The 17806-nt window shown below is 61.7% G+C and carries 16 protein-coding genes; 4 read left to right on the top strand and 12 right to left on the bottom strand.

From position 1 onward, the window contains the following. Nucleotides 1–2: 2 nt before the first annotated feature. On the bottom strand, nt 3–545 hold the full coding sequence (locus tag E9677_RS16370) for a cysteine hydrolase family protein (protein WP_136559156.1): 543 nt from the start codon (nt 543–545) through the stop codon (nt 3–5). Between the two features lie 100 nt (nt 546–645). On the opposite strand from E9677_RS16370, the gene E9677_RS16365 reads away from it, so the two are divergent. Further along, nucleotides 646–1614, top strand: a complete 969-nt coding sequence (locus E9677_RS16365) for a GlxA family transcriptional regulator (RefSeq protein ID WP_136559598.1) — start codon at nt 646–648, stop codon at nt 1612–1614. Between the two features lie 127 nt (nt 1615–1741). Here E9677_RS16365 and E9677_RS16360 read toward each other — a convergent pair whose 3' ends face one another. Then, nucleotides 1742–2128: a winged helix-turn-helix transcriptional regulator gene (locus tag E9677_RS16360; RefSeq protein WP_136559155.1), complete on the bottom strand. Its 387-nt coding sequence runs from the start codon at nt 2126–2128 to the stop codon at nt 1742–1744. An 87-nt stretch (nt 2129–2215) separates the two neighbouring features. On the opposite strand from E9677_RS16360, the gene E9677_RS16355 reads away from it, so the two are divergent. Then, complete coding sequence (locus E9677_RS16355) at nt 2216–3073, top strand: NmrA family NAD(P)-binding protein (protein WP_136559154.1); 858 nt, start codon at nt 2216–2218, stop codon at nt 3071–3073. A gap of 549 nt (nt 3074–3622) precedes the next feature. Here E9677_RS16355 and E9677_RS16350 read toward each other — a convergent pair. The 10 genes from E9677_RS16350 to E9677_RS16305 all read right to left on the bottom strand — a co-directional run bounded on the left by E9677_RS16350 (nt 3623) and on the right by E9677_RS16305 (nt 15679). Beyond that, nucleotides 3623–4468: an HpcH/HpaI aldolase/citrate lyase family protein gene (locus tag E9677_RS16350; RefSeq protein WP_136559153.1), complete on the bottom strand. Its 846-nt coding sequence runs from the start codon at nt 4466–4468 to the stop codon at nt 3623–3625. Continuing rightward, on the bottom strand, nt 4465–4917 hold the full coding sequence (locus E9677_RS16345; protein WP_136559152.1) for a MaoC family dehydratase: 453 nt from the start codon (nt 4915–4917) through the stop codon (nt 4465–4467). Before E9677_RS16345 ends, E9677_RS16350 begins: the two co-directional genes overlap by 4 nt. Beyond that, complete coding sequence (locus E9677_RS16340) at nt 4917–6785, bottom strand: acetyl/propionyl/methylcrotonyl-CoA carboxylase subunit alpha (RefSeq protein ID WP_136559151.1); 1869 nt, start codon at nt 6783–6785, stop codon at nt 4917–4919. The genes E9677_RS16345 and E9677_RS16340 overlap by 1 nt, the downstream gene beginning before the upstream one ends. Nucleotides 6786–6793: 8 nt before the next feature. After that, on the bottom strand, nt 6794–8389 hold the full coding sequence (locus tag E9677_RS16335; RefSeq protein ID WP_136559150.1) for a carboxyl transferase domain-containing protein: 1596 nt from the start codon (nt 8387–8389) through the stop codon (nt 6794–6796). Beyond that, the gene (locus tag E9677_RS16330) at nt 8389–9552 is read right to left on the bottom strand and encodes an acyl-CoA dehydrogenase family protein (RefSeq protein WP_136559149.1); all 1164 of its coding nucleotides are present in this window, start codon (nt 9550–9552) and stop codon (nt 8389–8391) included. The genes E9677_RS16335 and E9677_RS16330 overlap by 1 nt, the downstream gene beginning before the upstream one ends. A 45-nt stretch (nt 9553–9597) precedes the next feature. Further along, nucleotides 9598–10992 (bottom strand): dihydrolipoyl dehydrogenase, encoded by a 1395-nt coding sequence (lpdA, locus tag E9677_RS16325; RefSeq protein ID WP_136559148.1) that lies wholly within the window; start codon nt 10990–10992, stop codon nt 9598–9600. Nucleotides 10993–10995: 3 nt separating this feature from the next. After that, complete coding sequence (locus tag E9677_RS16320; RefSeq protein ID WP_136559147.1) at nt 10996–12264, bottom strand: dihydrolipoamide acetyltransferase family protein; 1269 nt, start codon at nt 12262–12264, stop codon at nt 10996–10998. A gap of 3 nt (nt 12265–12267) precedes the next feature. After that, nucleotides 12268–13281: an alpha-ketoacid dehydrogenase subunit beta gene (locus E9677_RS16315; protein ID WP_136559146.1), complete on the bottom strand. Its 1014-nt coding sequence runs from the start codon at nt 13279–13281 to the stop codon at nt 12268–12270. Nucleotide 13282: 1 nt separating this feature from the next. Next, nucleotides 13283–14515, bottom strand: a complete 1233-nt coding sequence (locus E9677_RS16310; RefSeq protein ID WP_136559145.1) for a 3-methyl-2-oxobutanoate dehydrogenase (2-methylpropanoyl-transferring) subunit alpha — start codon at nt 14513–14515, stop codon at nt 13283–13285. 153 nt (nt 14516–14668) lie between these two features. Continuing rightward, nucleotides 14669–15679 (bottom strand): AraC family transcriptional regulator, encoded by a 1011-nt coding sequence (locus tag E9677_RS16305; protein ID WP_408014735.1) that lies wholly within the window; start codon nt 15677–15679, stop codon nt 14669–14671. A 142-nt stretch (nt 15680–15821) separates the two neighbouring features. Between E9677_RS16305 and E9677_RS16300 the strand changes: the two genes are divergently transcribed. Together E9677_RS16300 and E9677_RS16295 are read left to right on the top strand one after the other, a co-directional pair. After that, nucleotides 15822–16589: a 3-hydroxyacyl-CoA dehydrogenase gene (locus E9677_RS16300; RefSeq protein WP_136559143.1), complete on the top strand. Its 768-nt coding sequence runs from the start codon at nt 15822–15824 to the stop codon at nt 16587–16589. Between the two features lie 20 nt (nt 16590–16609). Continuing rightward, complete coding sequence (locus tag E9677_RS16295) at nt 16610–17797, top strand: acetyl-CoA C-acyltransferase (RefSeq protein ID WP_136559142.1); 1188 nt, start codon at nt 16610–16612, stop codon at nt 17795–17797. Nucleotides 17798–17806: the final 9 nt, after the last annotated feature.

Genomic DNA, 17806 nt, shown 5'->3' with positions numbered 1-17806 from the left:
CATCAGCGAGCAAGGAAGGCGTCAGTCGAGATCACCTCGCCATAGCCAAAGGACAGCGCCGACATCAGTGCAGCGTGCACACTTGCTGCCGGGACGGTGTCACCATCGAAGTCCAGATCGCGTGTCGCGCAGGCATCGTGGATCGTCGTGGTTTTGTAGCCCAGATCATTGGCGGCGCGGACCGTCGCGTCGACGCACATATGGCTCATCGCACCAATGACGACGACATCCTCGATACCCTTTTCCTTGAGAAGGGCACTCAGCCCAGTATCGCGGAAAGAGTTCGGGAAATTCTTGGTGATGATAGCTTCGCCAGGCGCCGGCTGCACGATATCGTTGATGTCGGCCCCTGCCGTGCCGGGAACGAAGAGCGGACCGTCAGGCATTTCGTGACGGATGTTGACGACCAAGTCGCCTTTGGAGCGGGCGTGAGCCATGACGTGGGCTGCATTGGCTGCGGCGGCCTCGATCCCATGTAGCGCAAGATTGCCTGCAGGCCAGTATTCGTTCTGCAGGTCGACGACCAGAATGGCGCGGTTGGACATAAATTTTCCTTTCGTGTTTTCGGATGGCTTGCACTGACTATGCCGGTGCGCGATGGTCTCAGCCACTGGCGTAATCGACAGAATTGGGGGCAATATCGCCATGAAGGCCGTCCAGATCAGCATTGTTCTTTATCCAGGCGCGCAGCTTTCGGCGGTCTTGGGCCTGACTGACCTGTTCAAAGTCGTCGGGCAGACGGCACAGGGATTTGAACACACTTCGCAGCGCCTGCGGGTGAGACATCTTGAGATTGAGGGGGAAGCGGAACCCGTTGTCGTTTTCGACAGCAAACCCGGTGCGATAGGGGAAGCGGCTGGCTCCTGCGATGTGCTGATCCTGCCACCATCGCTGGAGCAGCCGATCACACCTGAAGCTGCAGCGCAACTGGCGCGCTGGCTCCGTGCACGACACGATGAGGGCTCAGTGCTGGCGTCGGTCTGCGCCGGAGCCTTTCTCCTCGCCGAAACCGGGCTTGTCTCCGGCCGAGCAGTCACCACGCATTGGGCTTCTGCCGATGCCTTCCGCAACCGCTTTCCCGACGTTGAACTTGACATCGATCGCCTGATGATTGACGGCGGCGACATCATCTCGGTCGGTGGATTGATGGCCTGGACAGACTTGGGCTTAAAGCTGGTGGAGCGCTTCCTTGGCCCGGTGGTCATGGCGCAGACTGCGCGCATGCTGCTGATAGATCCACCCGGACGCGAACAACGCTATTATAGCGGATTCGCCCCGCGAATGACCCACGGAGATCTGGCGATCCTCAAGGCGCAGCATTTCCTGCAGTCAAATGGAGGTAAAGAAGCTCGGCTCGCGACGCTTGCCCAACAGGCAGGTTTGGAGGAAAGGACCTTCCTGCGTCGTTTCCAGAACGCGACGGGCATGACCGCAACCGATTACGCTCAACGCCTGCGGGTCTCCAAGGCACAGGAGCTCCTGCAATTTGGACACCTTTCTATCGATAGCATCGCCTGGGAGGCCGGCTATTCTGACTCCGGGTCGTTTCGGAAAATATTCTCTCGGATCGTAGGTCTGACGCCTGGAGAATACCGCCAGCGGTTCCGAGCTTAGCCGCCACTCTTGAAGGCGGAGCCATTAACTGGAGCCTCTCAGCGACGGCGGGTCGCCGACCGATGGGACGTAAGCCGTCAATTCACATCATCCTGTGTAGGAGGGCACAACCGGCGACCAGATCGCTTTATCGTTCAGCCCCATGCTCGGGCTGCCCGCGCTCCTGACGGGCGACCGAAGTGGTTGGACTCATCAAGACCTCTTCGGAAAGTGCATCTCCCCAGTCTTTCATGGCGTAAAGGATGTCGTGCAGGGAAAGACCCAGCTCGGTCAGTTCGTAGACGACACGGGGAGGCGTTTCTGCATATGCCATACGCGTCACCAAGCCGTGTTCTTCAAAGCGCCTCAGGCGATGAGTCAACGTATGCGCGCTGATACCGGGCAACATGCCACGCAACTCGGTAAAGCGCCGCGGCCCGCCTAACAGTTCACGGACGATTAATGTTGCCCAGGGGCCATCGAGAAGCAGCAGAAATCGCTCGACCCCGCAGCATGGCAGTTTTTTCGCCGTCATCGAATTTTCTTCCAATAGTGCATTTGACGTAACTGATGCAGATAATGCACCAATGGCCTCCTACCTGCAACGGCAATGGAGAAAACAATGTCATTCATCATTCATGGCGCGACGGGAGCACAAGGCGGTCCGCTATTTGATCTTCTGCAATCTAAAGGAAAAACCGTGGTTGCTGCGGTCCGGGATCCGGCCAAGGCCGGCGGAAAGCGCAGCGTCACGGTCGACAATAGCTCATTGGGCTCATTGGTTGATGCCTACACCGGATCGGATGGGATCTTCTTCCATCTCCCGCAGGCCCCGGAGCCTCTACGCGTTCAGTATGCGCGTAATTTTCTTAAAGCGGCCATCCAAGCCAAACCCAAGCGCGTCGTCGTTTCGACCAGCGGCGCGGTGATCGACCAGCCCGGATCGGCGGTTCAGGTACCTGATGACAGTGCAATGGGAATGCTCGTGCGCGGCTTAGCCGAAAGCCACATATCTCACGCCATCGTGGCCCCGAGGCTCTACCTGGAGAATCTGCTCCTGCCTATGGTTGTGGGCGGTGTAAAACAGGACGGCGTTCTTTTGTATCCGATCCGTGCTGATCTCAAGGTGTCCTGGAGTTCCCACTTGGACATCGCAGACGTTGCCGAGAAATTGCTGACGGACCATGGGGTCACCGGCATTGTTGGCGTGGGCCACCTGCCGGGGATGCAAGGTGCCGCACTGGCTGACGGATTTGCGACACGCTTCAACAGGCCCGTTCAATTCGAGGCACAGTCTCCGGAGGACTTCCGTAAACTGCTGGAACCCATGTTCGGCCCCGCCGCTGCCAACGTCGCCGCCTTCTATCAAGCGCTTGCGACGCTCGATGAAAACGTAATTGCTGAACAGACAAGCGCGCAGCGGCTCCTGGGCCTTGTACCAAGGAGCGTCGAAAAGTGGCTGGCTGACATTTCCGCTTAACCATCGAATTCATGGCAATGGTCGACTCCGCTCGAGGCGACCATTGCCGCGTTTTTGAAAGTGGAATGATCGATGTGGAGTGAATCAGTTCGACTGTGCCGAACACTTAGGGAAGGCTCAAAGCGGCCCCTATAGCAGGCCACTAGTGCGCAACGCTCCATAGAAAAGCCAGAAAACAACCTGCCAAAATGCCCTACTTGGCAATAGACAAGACTGTCTGCTTCCAGCGAGAGTTGCTAGTCTGGGCAACGACCGACTTGAGGGCGCTAAGTTGCCCATTGAGATGCGCTCGGCGATGACCGCTTTGGGGCTCGTTATGACAAAACGTGCTATGATCAATCGCGACCTTAGCGGGCAACTTGTGGGTTTGCGGGGAGATGGTAACGTCCTTCGTAGATGTGCTCAACGCGATGCCTTGTGAACTCGCGGACAGCCTTTGGTCAGTTTTGCTGAGCTAGCAGGTCGTCCGGGCGTTTGAGAGGCCAATCCAAGCACTCCCAATACCGGATGGTATTCTTTGCGTTTCTGTTCGCAGTCTTGTCCACCGTCTCAAGTCTCATGCACGTCGGCAGCAAGTGTCAGAAGGTGTCTTGCCTGTTTGAGATGTGGGGCGTCAATCATGCGGCCGGCGAAACGGAGCGCGCCCTTGCCAGGATTGGCCGCAAACGCGTCGACGATTGCCTGCGCCTCGGCCAATTCCTCCGGGGTTGGCGTGAATGCCTCGTTGATGACGGGCACCTGCGCGGGATGGATCGCCATCATGCCATTGAAGCCGTCAAAGCGGGCGCGACGTGCATAGGCGGCAAGCCCGTCTGGATCGGCAAGCGAGGGATAAACGGTCTCGATCGCGGCCACGCCAGCCGCGTGGGCGCCGAACAGGGTCAGCGAGCGGGCGAATTCGTAAGGTGCTGTGTAACGGCCAGTCTCGTCACGTGCGCCAAGGGCACCGATGGCAGCTGGCAGGTCTTCCGCTCCCCAGGTCAGGCCAAGAAGATGGGCCTTGAAGGATGCGTAGGAGCCCAGCTGGAAGATTGCGGCCGGGGTCTCGGTGGCGATCGGCAGGATGGGGACGCCGGGCGCCTTTGCGCTCAAGGTTTTCACACTTGAAGCCCCCTCCGCCTTGGGGAGAACCAGTCCGTCCGGCTTCACTTCGCGGATCGCTGATAGGTCGTCGTCCACAAGCCCGCTGTCGAGCGGGTTGAGGCGGACGAGGAGCTGGATCTTGCCTTTGGCCTGACGCAGGAAGTCGGCGGTTGCCTGCCGAGCCGCAGGCTTGGCGTCGAATGTGACCGAATCCTCAAGGTCGAGGATCAGCGCATCAGCGCCGTAGCCAAGTGCCTTCTCCATGCGATAGGGTCTGTCGCCCGGCACGAAGAGCAGCGAGCGCAGCCTCATTGCGGCCTCCGGGAGACGAGAGCGGAGCGCAGGCATTGGCAAACCAGTTCGCTGCGCTGGTTGAAGAGTTCATGCTGGAAGGTGACGATGCCGGCGGTCGGACGCGATCGGCTCTCCCTGAGGTCGACGATCTCGGTTTCTGCCCGCATCGTGTCGCCGATGAACACTGGTTTTGGCATGACGAGCTTGTCGTAGCCCAGATTGGCAATCAGCGTGCCGAGCGTCGTATCGCCGACCGACAGGCCGACCATCAGCGAAAAGGTGAATGTGCCGTTGACGAGGATCTGGCTGAATTCGCTCGCCTTTGCCGCTTCGACATCGAGATGCAGCGGTTGCGGATTGTGGGTCATCAGCGTGAACATCAGATTGTCCGTCTCTGTCACCGTACGGTGGATCTCATGGGAAATCCTGTCACCCAGATTCCAGTCGTCGAAATAGCGCCCGGCCATCATTCTTCTCCCTTGATCCTGACGAGGAGACTGCCCTCGACCACCTGGTTCCCCTCGCAGGCTTTCAGTTCCACCACGACGCCATCGAAGGGGGCGTGCAGCACCTGCTCCATTTTCATCGCCTCGATGACGAGCAGCGGCTGGCCGCGTCTGACAAGGTCCCCGTTTGCAATGGAGACGGCGATGACGAGACCAGGCATCGGCGCCACAATCGCTCCATCGCCCGAGCCTGCGCCCGAACCTGGGCCATGACCAGCAGGGGCGGCCCGGGGGGCCTCGATCTCCCAGGCTTCGCCATCGAGGAAGATCACGCCTTCTTTGCTTCGAACAGTCCGTGGCACACCATTCGTCTGAACCAGATAGCGCTTCTTCCCCACGTCGACGGCGACCTGTCGGTCGTTTTCCGCATTGAGCCGAAACCCCGTCAGGGTCGTCCAGACATCGCGCGATCGCTTCGGCAGCAGTGAGGCTGCGGCAGCCTGCAAGACCTCTTCACCCGGTTCGCGTGGCCCGATCAGGTCATGCTGATGTCGCTCGATAAAGCCGGTATCGACGCCCCCTGCCAGAAAGTCGGGGTGGCGGAGTGTGCGGACCAGAAAACCCGCATTGCTGCGGACCGGCCAGACCTCTACCCCGCCCGCAGCTTTGCAAAGCGCTCGAACGGCGTCTCGCCGGGTGGTGCCGTGGCTGACGAGTTTGGCCAGCATCGGGTCGTAATACGGCGTGACCTCGTCACCCTCTTCGACGCCACTGTCGATGCGAAGCGTGTCCGGCAGGCGCAGATGCTCGAGGCGGCCTGTTGACGGAAGGAAGCCGTTTGCAGGGTTTTCCGCATAAAGTCGCGCCTCCATGGCCCAGCCGGTGATGGAAAGCTGATCTTGTTTGAGTGGAAGCGGCTCGCCAGACGCAATGCGCAATTGCCACTCGACCAGATCCTGTCCGGTGATCGCCTCGGTTACCGGATGCTCGACCTGTAGCCGTGTGTTCATTTCCATGAACCAGATGCGATCAGCGCGCAGTCCCTCAGAGGCATCGGCGATGAACTCGATCGTGCCGGCGCCGACATAATTGACCGCGCGAGCCGCCTTGATTGCCGCCTGGCAAACCGCGTCCCGGGTTGCGGCATCCATGCCGGGCGCAGGCGCCTCCTCGATCACCTTCTGGTGGCGGCGCTGAAGCGAGCAATCGCGTTCGAACAGATGTACGACATCGCCTTGGCTATCCCCGAAAACCTGCACCTCGATATGGCGTGGCGAGAGGATGTATTTCTCGATCAACACACGGTCATCGCCGAAAGACGACATCGCCTCGCGTCGGCAACCGGCAAGTGCTGCCGGAAAATCCTCCCCCCGTTCGACGCGGCGCATACCCTTGCCGCCGCCGCCTGCAATCGCCTTGATCAGCACCGGATAGCCGATGGCATCGGCTTCGCTTTGAAGTCTTTCCGCGCTTTGATCGTCACCGTGATAACCAGGTGTGACCGGGACACCGGCCGCGATCATCCTTTGTTTGGCGGCGTCTTTCAGGCCCATCGCCCTGATGGCAGCCGGCGGCGCACCGACCCAGACGAGACCGGCGGCCTGCACGGCTTCGGCGAACTCGGCATTTTCCGACAGGAAGCCATAACCCGGATGGATCGCTCCAGCACCGCTCTTGCTTGCCGCATCAAGGATACGGTCCTGTCGCAGATAGCTGTCACGTGCCGGCGCCGCGCCGATCTCCATCGCTTCGTCGGCTTCACGCACGAAGGCCATGTCCGCATCAACATTCGAATGAACCGCAATCGTGCGGATCCCGAGCCGTCTTGCCGTGCGAATGATCCGCCTGGCGATTTCACCGCGATTTGCAACCAGGAGACTTTCGATCATCTGACGCCTCACATCCGGAAAATGCCGAACTGCGCCCGCTCGGGGATGGGTGCATTCAGCGTTGCTGAAAAGGCGAGGCCGAGCACATCGCGGGTCTGGGCCGGGTCGATGATGCCGTCATCCCACATGCGGGCCGTGGCATAATAGGGGTTGCCTTCATCCTCGTATTTCTGGCGGATCGGCGCCTTGAAGGCTTCCGCCTCCTCCAGCGTCCAGCCTTCGGCATCGCGATGGACGGTCGCCAGCACAGACGCCGCCTGCTCCCCACCCATCACGGAAATGCGCGCATTTGGCCAGCTGAACAGGAAGCGCGGCTGGAAGGCACGACCACACATGCCGTAATTGCCGGCACCGAAACTGCCGCCGATCAGCACGGTGATCTTCGGCACCTGCGCGCTCGAGACCGCAGTCACCAGCTTGGCGCCGTGTTTGGCGATGCCTTCCGCCTCGTAACGGCCGCCGACCATGAAGCCGGAAATGTTCTGCAGAAAAAGCAGGGGAATGCGGCGCTGGCAGGCAAGTTCGATGAAATGCGTGCCTTTCAGCGCGCTTTCCGAAAACAAGACGCCGTTGTTGGCGAGGATGGCAACCGGAATGCCCCAGAGATGGGCGAAACCGCAAACGAGGCTCGCGCCATAAAGCGGTTTGAACTCCTGCAGTTCGGAACCATCGACGAGACGGGCAATCACCTCGCGCACGTCATACGGCGTTCGCAGGTCCTTAGGGATCACGCCATAGAGCTCGTTTGGGTCGAGCAGTGGGGGCTGCGGCTCCGCAAGTTGAATGTCCACCGTCTTTGGCCGGTTCAGTGTCGCCACGATGTCGCGCACGATCAGAAGCGCGTGTTCGTCGTTTTCGGCGACATGGTCGACGACGCCCGACTTTCGGCTGTGGATATCGGCGCCGCCCAGGTCTTCGGCAGAGATTTCCTCGCCGGTCGCGGCCTTTACCAGGGGAGGGCCCGCGAGAAAGATGGTGCCCTGATTGCGGACGATCACCGTCTCGTCGGACATGGCAGGGACATAGGCACCGCCCGCCGTACAGCTTCCCATGACGCAGGCGATCTGTGGAATCCCGGCCGCCGACATCTGCGCCTGATTGTAGAAGATCCGGCCGAAATGGTCGCGGTCAGGGAAAACCTCGGCCTGATGCGGCAGGTTGGCGCCGCCCGAATCCACCAGATAGATGCAGGGCAATCGGTTTTCCCAGGCGATTTCCTGCGCTCTCAGATGCTTCTTCACCGTCATCGGGAAATAGGCGCCGCCCTTCACCGTCGGATCATGGGCGATGATCATGCATTCGCGACCGCAGACACGGCCGATGCCCGTGATCATGCCGGCGCCCGGCGCCTCGTCGCCATACATGCCATTCGCCGCCAGTTGACCGATTTCCAGGAAGGGGGCGCCGGCGTCGAGAAGCCGCAAGGTCCGGTCGCGGGGCAGAAGCTTGCCGCGCGCCACATGACGCTGCCGGTGGTTTTCCGCGCCGCCGAGCGCTGCCATTGCCACCTTCGACCTCAGCTCTTCGGCAAGCGCGGCATTGCGCGTTGCATTGGCCTTGAAACCTTCGCCGTCACGGTCGAGCAGAGTGGACAGAAACGGCATCAGCCCATCCCTTCCGCACCGATCACCTCCCGGCCGATCAGCATGCGGCGCACCTCGTTGGTGCCCGCGCCGATATCGAGGAGCTTGGCGTCGCGCCAGTAGCGCTCGACCGGCCAATCCTTCGTGTAACCTGCACCGCCCAGGGCCTGGATCGCCTGCTCGGCCACCTTCACCGCGTTTTCAGAGGCATAGAGGATCGCGCCTGCGGCGTCCTGGCGCGTCGTCCTTCCGGCATCGCAGGCCCGCGCCACGGCATAGACATAGGCTCGGGCGGAATTGAGTGCCACGACCATGTCGGCGATCTTGGCTTGCATCAGCTGAAAGCTGCCGATCGGCCTGCCGAACTGCTGGCGCTCCCGCACATAGGGCAGGACGACGTCAAGGCAGGCCTGCATGATGCCGAGCTGGATTCCTGACAGCACCACCCGCTCGTAATCGAGGCCGGACATCAGAACCTTCACCCCGCCGTTCAGCGGACCCATGACGTTTTCATCCGGGACGAAGCAGTCCTGGAACACGAGTTCGGCGGTGGGCGAGCCGCGCATGCCGAGCTTGTCGATCTTTTGGCCAATCGAGAAGCCGGGGAAACCCTTCTCGATCAGAAAGGCCGTGATGCCCTTCGATCCGGCTTCCGGCTCTGTCTTGGCATAGACGACGAGCGTCTGCGCATAGGGCGCATTGGTGATCCAGAACTTGGTGCCGTTCAGCCGGAAGCCGCCGTCCACGCTGTCGGCGCGAAGGCGCATGGAGACGACATCGGATCCGGCGCCCGCCTCCGACATGGCAAGGCTGCCAACATGGTCCCCCGAAATCAGTCCGGGCAAGTATTTCACCTTCTGCTCTGTCGAACCCCAGCGTGCGATCTGGTTGATGCACAGATTGGAGTGCGCGCCATAGGACAGGCCGACCGAGGCCGAGGCGCGACTGATTTCCTCGCAGGCAACAACATGTTCGAGATAGCCGAGACCGAGGCCGCCATCCTCTTCGCCAACCGTCACGCCATGCATGCCAAGAGCGCCCATGGCCGGCCAGAGCTCATGCGGAAAGCGATCCTGCGCGTCGATCTCCGCTGAGATCGGCGCGATGCGTTCGCGCGCGAAACGCCCCGTCGTGTCGCGGATCATGTCCGCCGTTTCGCCAAGCCTGAAGTCCATCTCGATCATGTGGCTTCCTCTGAGATATCCTGTGCTGCGAATCCGGATCGTGGGTCAGATGTGTAGCGCGTGTCCCAGTGCCTTGAGTGCTGCTTCCTGCAGGGCTTCGCCGCGTGTGGGATGGGCATGGATGGTGGCGGCGATATCCTCCAGCCGCGCACCCATTTCGATGGCCATGGCAAAAGTCGATGCAAGCTCGGAGACGCCAGCGCCGACGGCTTGCAGCCCGAGCACGACATGGGTGTCGGCCTGCGCGACGACCCGCACGAAACCATCTTCGTCCTCCACCGTCATCGCCCGGCCGTTGGCGGAGAAGGGAAACTGGCCTATCTTCACCTCGAAACCGTGGCCGCGGGCTTCGTCCGGCAACAAGCCGGCGCTGACGATCTCCGGATCTGTGAAGCAGATCGCCGGGATGCAGCGCTTGTCCCAGGCGCGCTTGCGCCCGGCGATGATCTCGGCGACCATTTCGCCCTGCGCCATGGCACGATGCGCCAGCATTGGCTCGCCGGTCACGTCGCCGATCGCGTAAACCCCACGCATGGATGTGTGACAGCGGTCATCGACCTGCAGGAATGGTCCGATGCGGTCGAGATCGAGCTCTTCCAGGCCAGAGCCCATGGTGCGCGGTCGCCGTCCGACGGCCACGAGAATGCGGTCGGCCGGCAGGTTGCGGCGACCCTCGGCGGTCTCGACCACCAGTTCCTCGCCGGCGTCGGAAAGCCCAACCGCCCTTGCTCCGGTCAGCACCGCAATGCCGCGTTCGGCAAGCCTGCGCCCGACCGGCTTGACCAGATCGGCGTCGTAAAGCGGTAGAACCTGCGATGTCGCTTCGACCACGGTCACCTCGGACCCCATCCTGGCGAAGGCTGTTCCAAGTTCGAGCCCTATATAGCCACCACCCACGACAACAAGCCGTTTCGGCAGCTCTGTCAGCGACAGGGCCTCGGTTGAGGAAATTACCCGCCCGCCGAACGGAAGGGCCGCAAGCTCGACGGGATTGGAGCCGGTCGCGATGACAACGGTCTCAGCGCGGATGACCTGGCGGCCGGTTTCCGTATCCACCTCCACCGTCTTGCCGTCGCGGAAACGGGCGCGGCCATGAACGATCTTCACCCTTGCCTTCTGCAACAGGCCGGAGACACCGCCGGTCAGCCGTCCGACAATGGCGTCCTTCCAGGCCATGGTCCTGGAAAGATCGATCGTGGCGCCATCCACGCGAATGCCAAGGGCGTTGTCGCCAAAGGAGAGCGCACGGGCCTTGTCAAAGGTCTCCGCCGCGTGGATCAGCGCCTTGGAAGGGATGCAGCCGATCGTCAGGCAGGTGCCGCCGGGACGACCCTCCTCGACGATAACGGTGTCGATACCGAGCTGGCCGGCCTTGATGGCGCAGACATAGCCACCCGGGCCGGCGCCGATAACGAGAAGCTTGCAGGAAATCTCTTTCATGGCTCAGCCTTCGATAAAGATGAGCGCCGGGGTCTCCATCAGCGTCCGCAGACGCTGGATGAAGGTCGCGGCGTTCCAGCCATCGACGATGCGGTGGTCGAAACTGGAGGACAGGTTCATCATCTTGCGCGGCACGAACTGCGTGCCGTCCCAGACGGGCCGGGTCGCGATCTTGTTGACGCCGACGATCGCGACTTCCGGATGGTTGATGACCGGGGTCGAGACGATACCGCCAAGCGCGCCGAGCGAGGTAATCGTGATGGTCGAGCCGGTGAGTTCGTCGCGGGTCGCGGTGCCGGCGCGGGTGGCTTCGGCCAGCCGGTTCATCTCGCTCGCGCAGTCCCAGATCCCACGTGCCTCTGCATGCTTGACGACTGGCACGGCAAGCCCTGCAGGCGTCTGGGTGGCGATACCGATATGCACCGCACCGAAACGGGTGAGTAGGCCAGTATCATCGTCAAAGGTGGCGTTGACATCCGGTTGTTCGACAACCGCCTTGACCATGGCGCGCATCAGGAAGGGCAGAAGCGTGAGCTTCGGCTGGTCGGACCGGCGTTCGGTATTCATGGTCGCGCGCAACTCTTCAAGTGCGGTCACGTCGACCTCCTCCACATAGGTGATGTGGGGAATGCGCGAGGTGGATACGACCATCTTCTCGGCAATCCGGCGCCGAAGGCCGGTCAGCTTGATCTCCTCCCGCGACGTTCTCTTGGCGAGGCCGGAAACCGCCGGTTCAGGATCCATGCCACGGGCGAGAAACTCTTCGACATCTTCGCGCAGGATGCGTCCGGCCGGGCCGGTTCCGCGCACCTGGCGCAGGTCGATGCCGTTTTCGCGTGCCAGCAATCGGACCGAGGGAGCGGCAAGCGGCTTGTCGAACTCCGGCGATCGGGATGGGGAAGGGGCGGCGGGCGCAGGAGGCGGGGCGGACACGGCCGGCGTGCGGGGCAGCGCAGCGGTTGCAATCGGTTCGGGTCTTTCTGGCTCCGGCGTGTCGGCTGTGTTCGGCGTTGCGGGCTCATCGCTCGCACCGTCCGTTTCGATCCGGATGAGAGGCGCCTTGACCGCGATCGTGTCACCCACTTCGCCGCCAAGCCACAGGACCGTACCGCTGACGGGGGAGGGGATTTCCACAGTTGCCTTGTCGGTCATCACCGCGGCGACCATCATATCCTCACGCACGGGATCGCCGATCTTGACCATCCATTCGACAAGCTCAGCCTCGGCGACACCTTCGCCGACATCGGGCATCTTGATCGTGAACTCGCCCATGGCTCAGGTCTCCATGACGTCGATGAGTGCGCGGCCGACCCTGATGGGGCCTGGGAAATAGTCCCATTCCTGCGCATGCGGATAGGGCGTGTCCCAGCCAGCGACGCGCATGACCGGCGCTTCGAGATGATAAAAGCAATGCTCCTGCACCAGCGCTGCGATCTCGCCGCCGAAGCCGGATGTCAGCGTCGCCTCGTGCACGACGACGCATCGACCGGTCTTGGCGACCGATTTGACGATAGCCTCGAGATCGAGCGGCATCAGGCTTCGAAGGTCGATCACCTCCGCGTCGATGCCGGTATCGTTTGCCGCCGCGAGCGCCACATGGACCATCGTGCCGTAGGCGATCACGGTGACGGCAGAACCCTCGCGGCGGATGTCCGCCTTGCCGATCGGGATCGCGTAATAGCCCTCCGGCACCTCGCCCAGTTCGTGGCGGGACCACGGCGTCACCGGACGGTCGTGATGGCCGTCGAAGGGGCCGTTATAGAGGCGCTTGGGCTCAAGAAAGATCACCGGATCGGGATCGGCGATCGCAGCGGTCAGCAGGCCTTTCGCGTCATGGGGATTGGACGGGACAACCACTTTCAGGCCGCAGACATGGGTAAAGAGAGCTTCCGGGCTCTGGCTGTGGGTCTGCCCGCCGAAAATGCCGCCGCCAGTTGGCATGCGCACGACGATCGGGCAGGTGAAGTCACCGTTCGAGCGATAGCGGATGCGGGCCGCCTCCTGGGTCAACTGGTCATAGGCGGGATACATGTAATCGGCGAACTGGATCTCGACGCAGGGCTTGAGGCCATAGGCCGCCATTCCGATCGCCGCCCCCACGATTCCGGATTCGTTGATCGGCGTGTCGAAGCAGCGTGTCTTCCCGTATTTCGTCTGAAGCCCTTGCGTGCAGCGGAAAACGCCGCCGAAATACCCGACATCCTCGCCAAACACGACGACATCGTCATCGCGCTCCATCGATACGTCCATGGCGCTGCGCACCGCTTCGATCATCGTCATTCTGGCCATGTCAGTAGCCTGCCTTCTGTCGTTGGCGACGCAGATGTGGCGGCATTTCGGCATAGACGCCTTCAAAGATGTCGCGCACCGAAGGTCTGCCGCCCGCATGCAGTGTGCCGTGCTCCTCTGCCTTGCGCTGGGCGGTAATCACCTCGTCCAGGATCTCCGCCTCCGCCTGCACATGCCGTTCCTCAGACCAGACACCCCGGACGATGAGATGCTTCTTCAATCGCAGCACCGGATCGCCGAGTGGCCAGACTTCTGATTCCGTTTTCGGGCGGTAAGCGCCCGGATCGTCCGAGGTGGAATGCGCACCGACACGGTAGGTCACGTATTCGACGAGTGTCGGCCCCAGATTGCGCCTCGCCCGCTCTGCGGCCCAGCATGCCACCGCATAGACCGCCAGATAGTCGTTTCCATCGACCCGGAGAGCCGGAATGCCGAAGCCGAGGCCACGGGCGGCAAATGTTCCCGAACCACCGCGGGCAATACCCTGAAAGGTCGAAATCGCCCACTGGTTGTTGACGACATTGAGGACCACGGGTGCCCGATAGGTCGAGGCGAAAACCAGTGCCGAATGAAAATCAGACTCGGCCGTCGAACCGTCACCGATCCAGGCGGCGGCAATGCGGCTGTCATTCTTGATCGCGGATGCCATCGCCCAGCCGACTGCCTGGACATATTGGGTGGCGAGATTGCCGGAAATCGTGAAGAAGCCATGTTCCTTCGAGGAATACATGATCGGCAATTGCCGCCCGCGTAAGGGGTCTGCCTCGTTCGAATAGATCTGGTTCATCATCTCGACCATCGGATAGTCGTCGGCGATCAGAAGACCTGCCTGCCGGTAGGTCGGGAAGTTCATGTCGCCTTTTTGCAGTGCCTTGCGAAAGGCACAACTGACGGCTTCCTCGCCGAGATGCTGCATGTAAAAGGAGGTCTTGCCCTGCCGCTGTGCCATCAGCATGCGGGCGTCGAAGGCCCTGAGCGTCATCATGTGACGCAGGCCAGTGCGCAACGCGTCGTCGCTGAGCAGGCCAGCCCATGGCCCCACAGCCTCGCCGTCGCGGTTCAATACCCGGATGATCGAATAGGCGAGGTCCCGGATGTCCTCGGCCGCCGTATCGACCGGGGGCCGTGGGACCGCACCCGCCTTGGCGATCTTGACGTTGGAAAAATCAGGCTGACCGCCCGGTCGAACGGCGGGTTCGGGGACGTGCAGGCTCAGGTGAGCGGATTCCACCATCATTCTCCTCCCGTGAAGACAGCTCCTCTCCCCAGGAGCAGGTCAATCGAGACGAATGGTAAGCGTCTTGTCAGTGGCAAGCCATGACAAAATTGCCTTCAATGTTTCAGCCAGTTTTGCCATAGGCCGTCATAGTGGTGTGATTGGCCCGTCTCACACACTCAGATCAGATCTGGCGCTCTTGCGGAAAGCTTCCGGGCTCAAACCCATCCATTTCTTGAAGGCGCGATAAAAGGCGCTCGGTTCTGAATAGCCGAGACCGGCAGCAATATCGCTGACGGTTTGTGGGGTGTTGATCAGCAGGTCCCGGGCAAGGTCACGGCGAATGTCATCCTTGATGCCAGCATAGCTCTGGCCCTCGTCGTGCAGACGGTGGCGAAGCGTCGAAGATGACATGCGCATGTCGCGGGCGAGATCTGCAAAGCTGCCCCAATCGACCGGTCCGGTCTGGCTGAGACGACGCCGGACTGCTGCTGCGGTGCCCGCGTCGTACCGATAGCGGATCAAGATATTGGCCGGTGCTCCCCGCAGGAATTGCCGCAAGGCCTGCTCATTGCGCGCTATCGGCAAAGCAAGCAGGGAAGCATCGAAGCCGAGACGGCTCACCGGTTGCGAGAAGCGGATGGGGGCCCCGAAAAAAAGCCGGTGATCGGCGCTCAACTTCGGTTCGCTGCAGCGAAAATCGACGAGCCGGATCGGGATGCGTCGTCCCACCAGCCAGCAGGTCAATCCATGCAAGATGATCCAATAGCTGCGATAGGCAAAGGCAGATCGGGGTTTCCCGGTATCGCAGAGCTCGATCACGGCCGTGCCGTCGCGTGTCACGAGCCGGCCTGTCGGCTCGCCCAGCACCACATTGAGAAAGCGTAGTGCCCGCCGCAGCGCTCGATCCAGCGTTGGCGCATGCAGTACGCAATGGCAAAGAAGCGTAAAGCTGCCGCGTGGCATCGCTCGTTCGCCGAGGCCAAAACACTCGTCGTTCAACTCTTCGGCGATCGCAAGCCATAGACGACCGAAAGTCTGCGACGAAACCGGCTGGTCGACGACAGGCGGAAGGCCAAGCCGGGACAAGAGCAGCTCGGTGGGGCGTCCGGCACGTCGGAGACTATCAAGCGCCTCCTCAACGAAGCCGGTCGATATCATGTGTCGTTCGGTTTCGGCCATGATCCTCGTCTCCACTCGAACGTCATAGTGGCAAAAGTGGCCTGAAGAATGGATCGATTTCGTCATCGGTTGCAACTCTGAAACGCGATAGACTTGGCTTCATCGGCAGCTTCAGACGGCGACTGAAGGGGAGGAGGGTCCGATGCGCATTGAAGATGCTTGTTTCATCGTTACTGGCGGCTGCTCCGGTCTTGGGGCGGCGACAGTGCGCATGATCACCGAGGCCGGCGGTCATGCCGTCATTGCCGATCTGGATCGCGATCGAGGCCAGTCGATTGCGCTGGAATTCGGCGAAAACGTGCGGTTCGTTGAAACGGATGTCACGCGTGCGCAGGATGGCGCCATCGCCATCGATGCAGCAATGACAGCCTTCGGCGGTCTCCACGGCCTGATCAATTGCGCAGGCGTCGCCCCGGCGGAGAAGGTCCTTGGACGCGATGGGCCGCACAGGCTGGAGAGCTTCGAGCGGACAATCGCGATCAATCTCGTCGGAACCTTCAACATGGTCCGCCTCGCGGCTGGCGCCATGCAGCTGAACGAACCCGATGGCGAAGGAGAACGCGGCGTCATCGTCAACACCGCATCCGTCGCCGCCTTTGACGGCCAGGTCGGGCAGGCCGCCTATGCGGCTTCGAAAGGCGGGATTGCCGCCATGACACTGCCGATTGCCCGCGAACTCGCACGCTCTGGCATTCGCGTCATGGCGATTGCTCCGGGTGTGTTCGAGACACCGATGATGGCCGGGATGCCGGAGCAGGTGCGCGAAGGTCTGGCGTCCAGCGTGCCGTTTCCGCCCCGCCTCGGCAGGCCAGCCGAGTTCGCAGCCCTTGTCCGACACATCATTGAAAACACGATGCTCAACGGGGAGGTCATCCGCCTCGACGGAGCCATCCGCATGGGCGCGCGCTGATCGCTGCCGAAGGAGGAAAGATGGGAGTACAGGATCGAATCGTCATCGTCGGTGCCGCCCGAACCCCGATCGGCGGGTTCCAGGGCGAACTGAAAGACATGGCTGCAGCCGAGCTCGGTGCTGCTTCCATTCGTGCCGCAATCGATCGCAGCGGGCTTCCATCCGAGGCCGTCGAAGAGATCCTCTTTGGATGTGTCCTGCCGGCGGGCCAGGGCCAGGCGCCTGCACGGCAGGCCGCAATCGGAGCGGGACTGCCCCTCTCGGCGGGCGCGACAACCATCAACAAGATGTGCGGTTCCGGCTTGAAGGCCGCCATGCTCGCCCATGACCTTATTGCTGCCGGCAGTGCATCAATTGCGGTAGCCGGCGGCATGGAGAGCATGACCAATGCGCCCTATCTGCTCGACCGCGCCCGGGCCGGTTATCGGCTCGGACACGGGCGTGTGCTCGATCACATGTTTCTCGACGGCCTTGAGGATGCCTATGACAAGGGCCGGCTGATGGGCAGTTTTGCGGAAGATTGCGCTGAAGCCTATCAGTTTACCCGTGAAGCACAGGACGAATACGCCGTCGCCTCCCTGACGCGGGCGACACGGGCAATTGCCGATGGCAGCTTCGATCGCGAAGTCGTTCCGGTTGTCGTCAAAGCCGGCAAGGTGGAGCAGGTGGTCAGCCGCGATGAGCAGCCGGGCAAGGCAAAGCCGGAGAAGATCCCGACCCTGAAACCCGCCTTCCGCGACGGCGGTACTGTGACAGCTGCCAATTCCAGCTCGATCTCCGATGGTGCCGCAGCACTCGTCCTGATGCGCCGCTCGCAAGCGGCGCGGCGCGGACTTGCTCCTCTTGCCACCATCCTCGGGCACGCCACCCATTCGCAGGCGCCCAGCCTCTTCGCGACAGCGCCGATCGGTGCCATGCAGAAGCTCTCCGATCGCATCGGGCTGCCACTTTCAGAGATCGACCTGTTCGAGATCAACGAAGCCTTTGCCGTCGTCGCCATGGCCGCGATGCGTGATCTCGATCTGCCGCATGACAAGGTCAATGTTCATGGTGGCGCATGCGCGCTCGGCCATCCGATCGGAGCATCCGGTGCACGGATCCTGGTGACGCTGATTGCGGCTCTTGAACGATACGATCTGAAACGCGGCATGGCTGCACTGTGCATCGGTGGCGGCGAGGCGACAGCCATCGCCATTGAACGGTCCTGATCAGAGGAA

The organism is Peteryoungia rhizophila, from assembly GCF_004912145.1.
GTDB classification, from domain to species: Bacteria; Pseudomonadota; Alphaproteobacteria; order Rhizobiales; family Rhizobiaceae; genus Allorhizobium; species Allorhizobium rhizophilum.
This window is presented reverse-complemented; position numbering and strand designations above follow the sequence as displayed.

Coding starts and splice junctions, on each gene's coding strand:
- E9677_RS16370 (WP_136559156.1), bottom strand. CDS start 545: ATGTCCAACCGCGCCATTCTGGTCGTCGACCTGCAGAACGAATACTGG.
- E9677_RS16365 (WP_136559598.1), top strand. CDS start 646: ATGAAGGCCGTCCAGATCAGCATTGTTCTTTATCCAGGCGCGCAGCTT.
- E9677_RS16360 (WP_136559155.1), bottom strand. CDS start 2,128: ATGACGGCGAAAAAACTGCCATGCTGCGGGGTCGAGCGATTTCTGCTG.
- E9677_RS16355 (WP_136559154.1), top strand. CDS start 2,216: ATGTCATTCATCATTCATGGCGCGACGGGAGCACAAGGCGGTCCGCTA.
- E9677_RS16350 (WP_136559153.1), bottom strand. CDS start 4,468: ATGAGGCTGCGCTCGCTGCTCTTCGTGCCGGGCGACAGACCCTATCGC.
- E9677_RS16345 (WP_136559152.1), bottom strand. CDS start 4,917: ATGGCCGGGCGCTATTTCGACGACTGGAATCTGGGTGACAGGATTTCC.
- E9677_RS16340 (WP_136559151.1), bottom strand. CDS start 6,785: ATGATCGAAAGTCTCCTGGTTGCAAATCGCGGTGAAATCGCCAGGCGG.
- E9677_RS16335 (WP_136559150.1), bottom strand. CDS start 8,389: ATGCCGTTTCTGTCCACTCTGCTCGACCGTGACGGCGAAGGTTTCAAG.
- E9677_RS16330 (WP_136559149.1), bottom strand. CDS start 9,552: ATGATCGAGATGGACTTCAGGCTTGGCGAAACGGCGGACATGATCCGC.
- lpdA (WP_136559148.1), bottom strand. CDS start 10,992: ATGAAAGAGATTTCCTGCAAGCTTCTCGTTATCGGCGCCGGCCCGGGT.
- E9677_RS16320 (WP_136559147.1), bottom strand. CDS start 12,264: ATGGGCGAGTTCACGATCAAGATGCCCGATGTCGGCGAAGGTGTCGCC.
- E9677_RS16315 (WP_136559146.1), bottom strand. CDS start 13,281: ATGGCCAGAATGACGATGATCGAAGCGGTGCGCAGCGCCATGGACGTA.
- E9677_RS16310 (WP_136559145.1), bottom strand. CDS start 14,515: ATGGTGGAATCCGCTCACCTGAGCCTGCACGTCCCCGAACCCGCCGTT.
- E9677_RS16305 (WP_408014735.1), bottom strand. CDS start 15,679: ATGGCCGAAACCGAACGACACATGATATCGACCGGCTTCGTTGAGGAG.
- E9677_RS16300 (WP_136559143.1), top strand. CDS start 15,822: ATGCGCATTGAAGATGCTTGTTTCATCGTTACTGGCGGCTGCTCCGGT.
- E9677_RS16295 (WP_136559142.1), top strand. CDS start 16,610: ATGGGAGTACAGGATCGAATCGTCATCGTCGGTGCCGCCCGAACCCCG.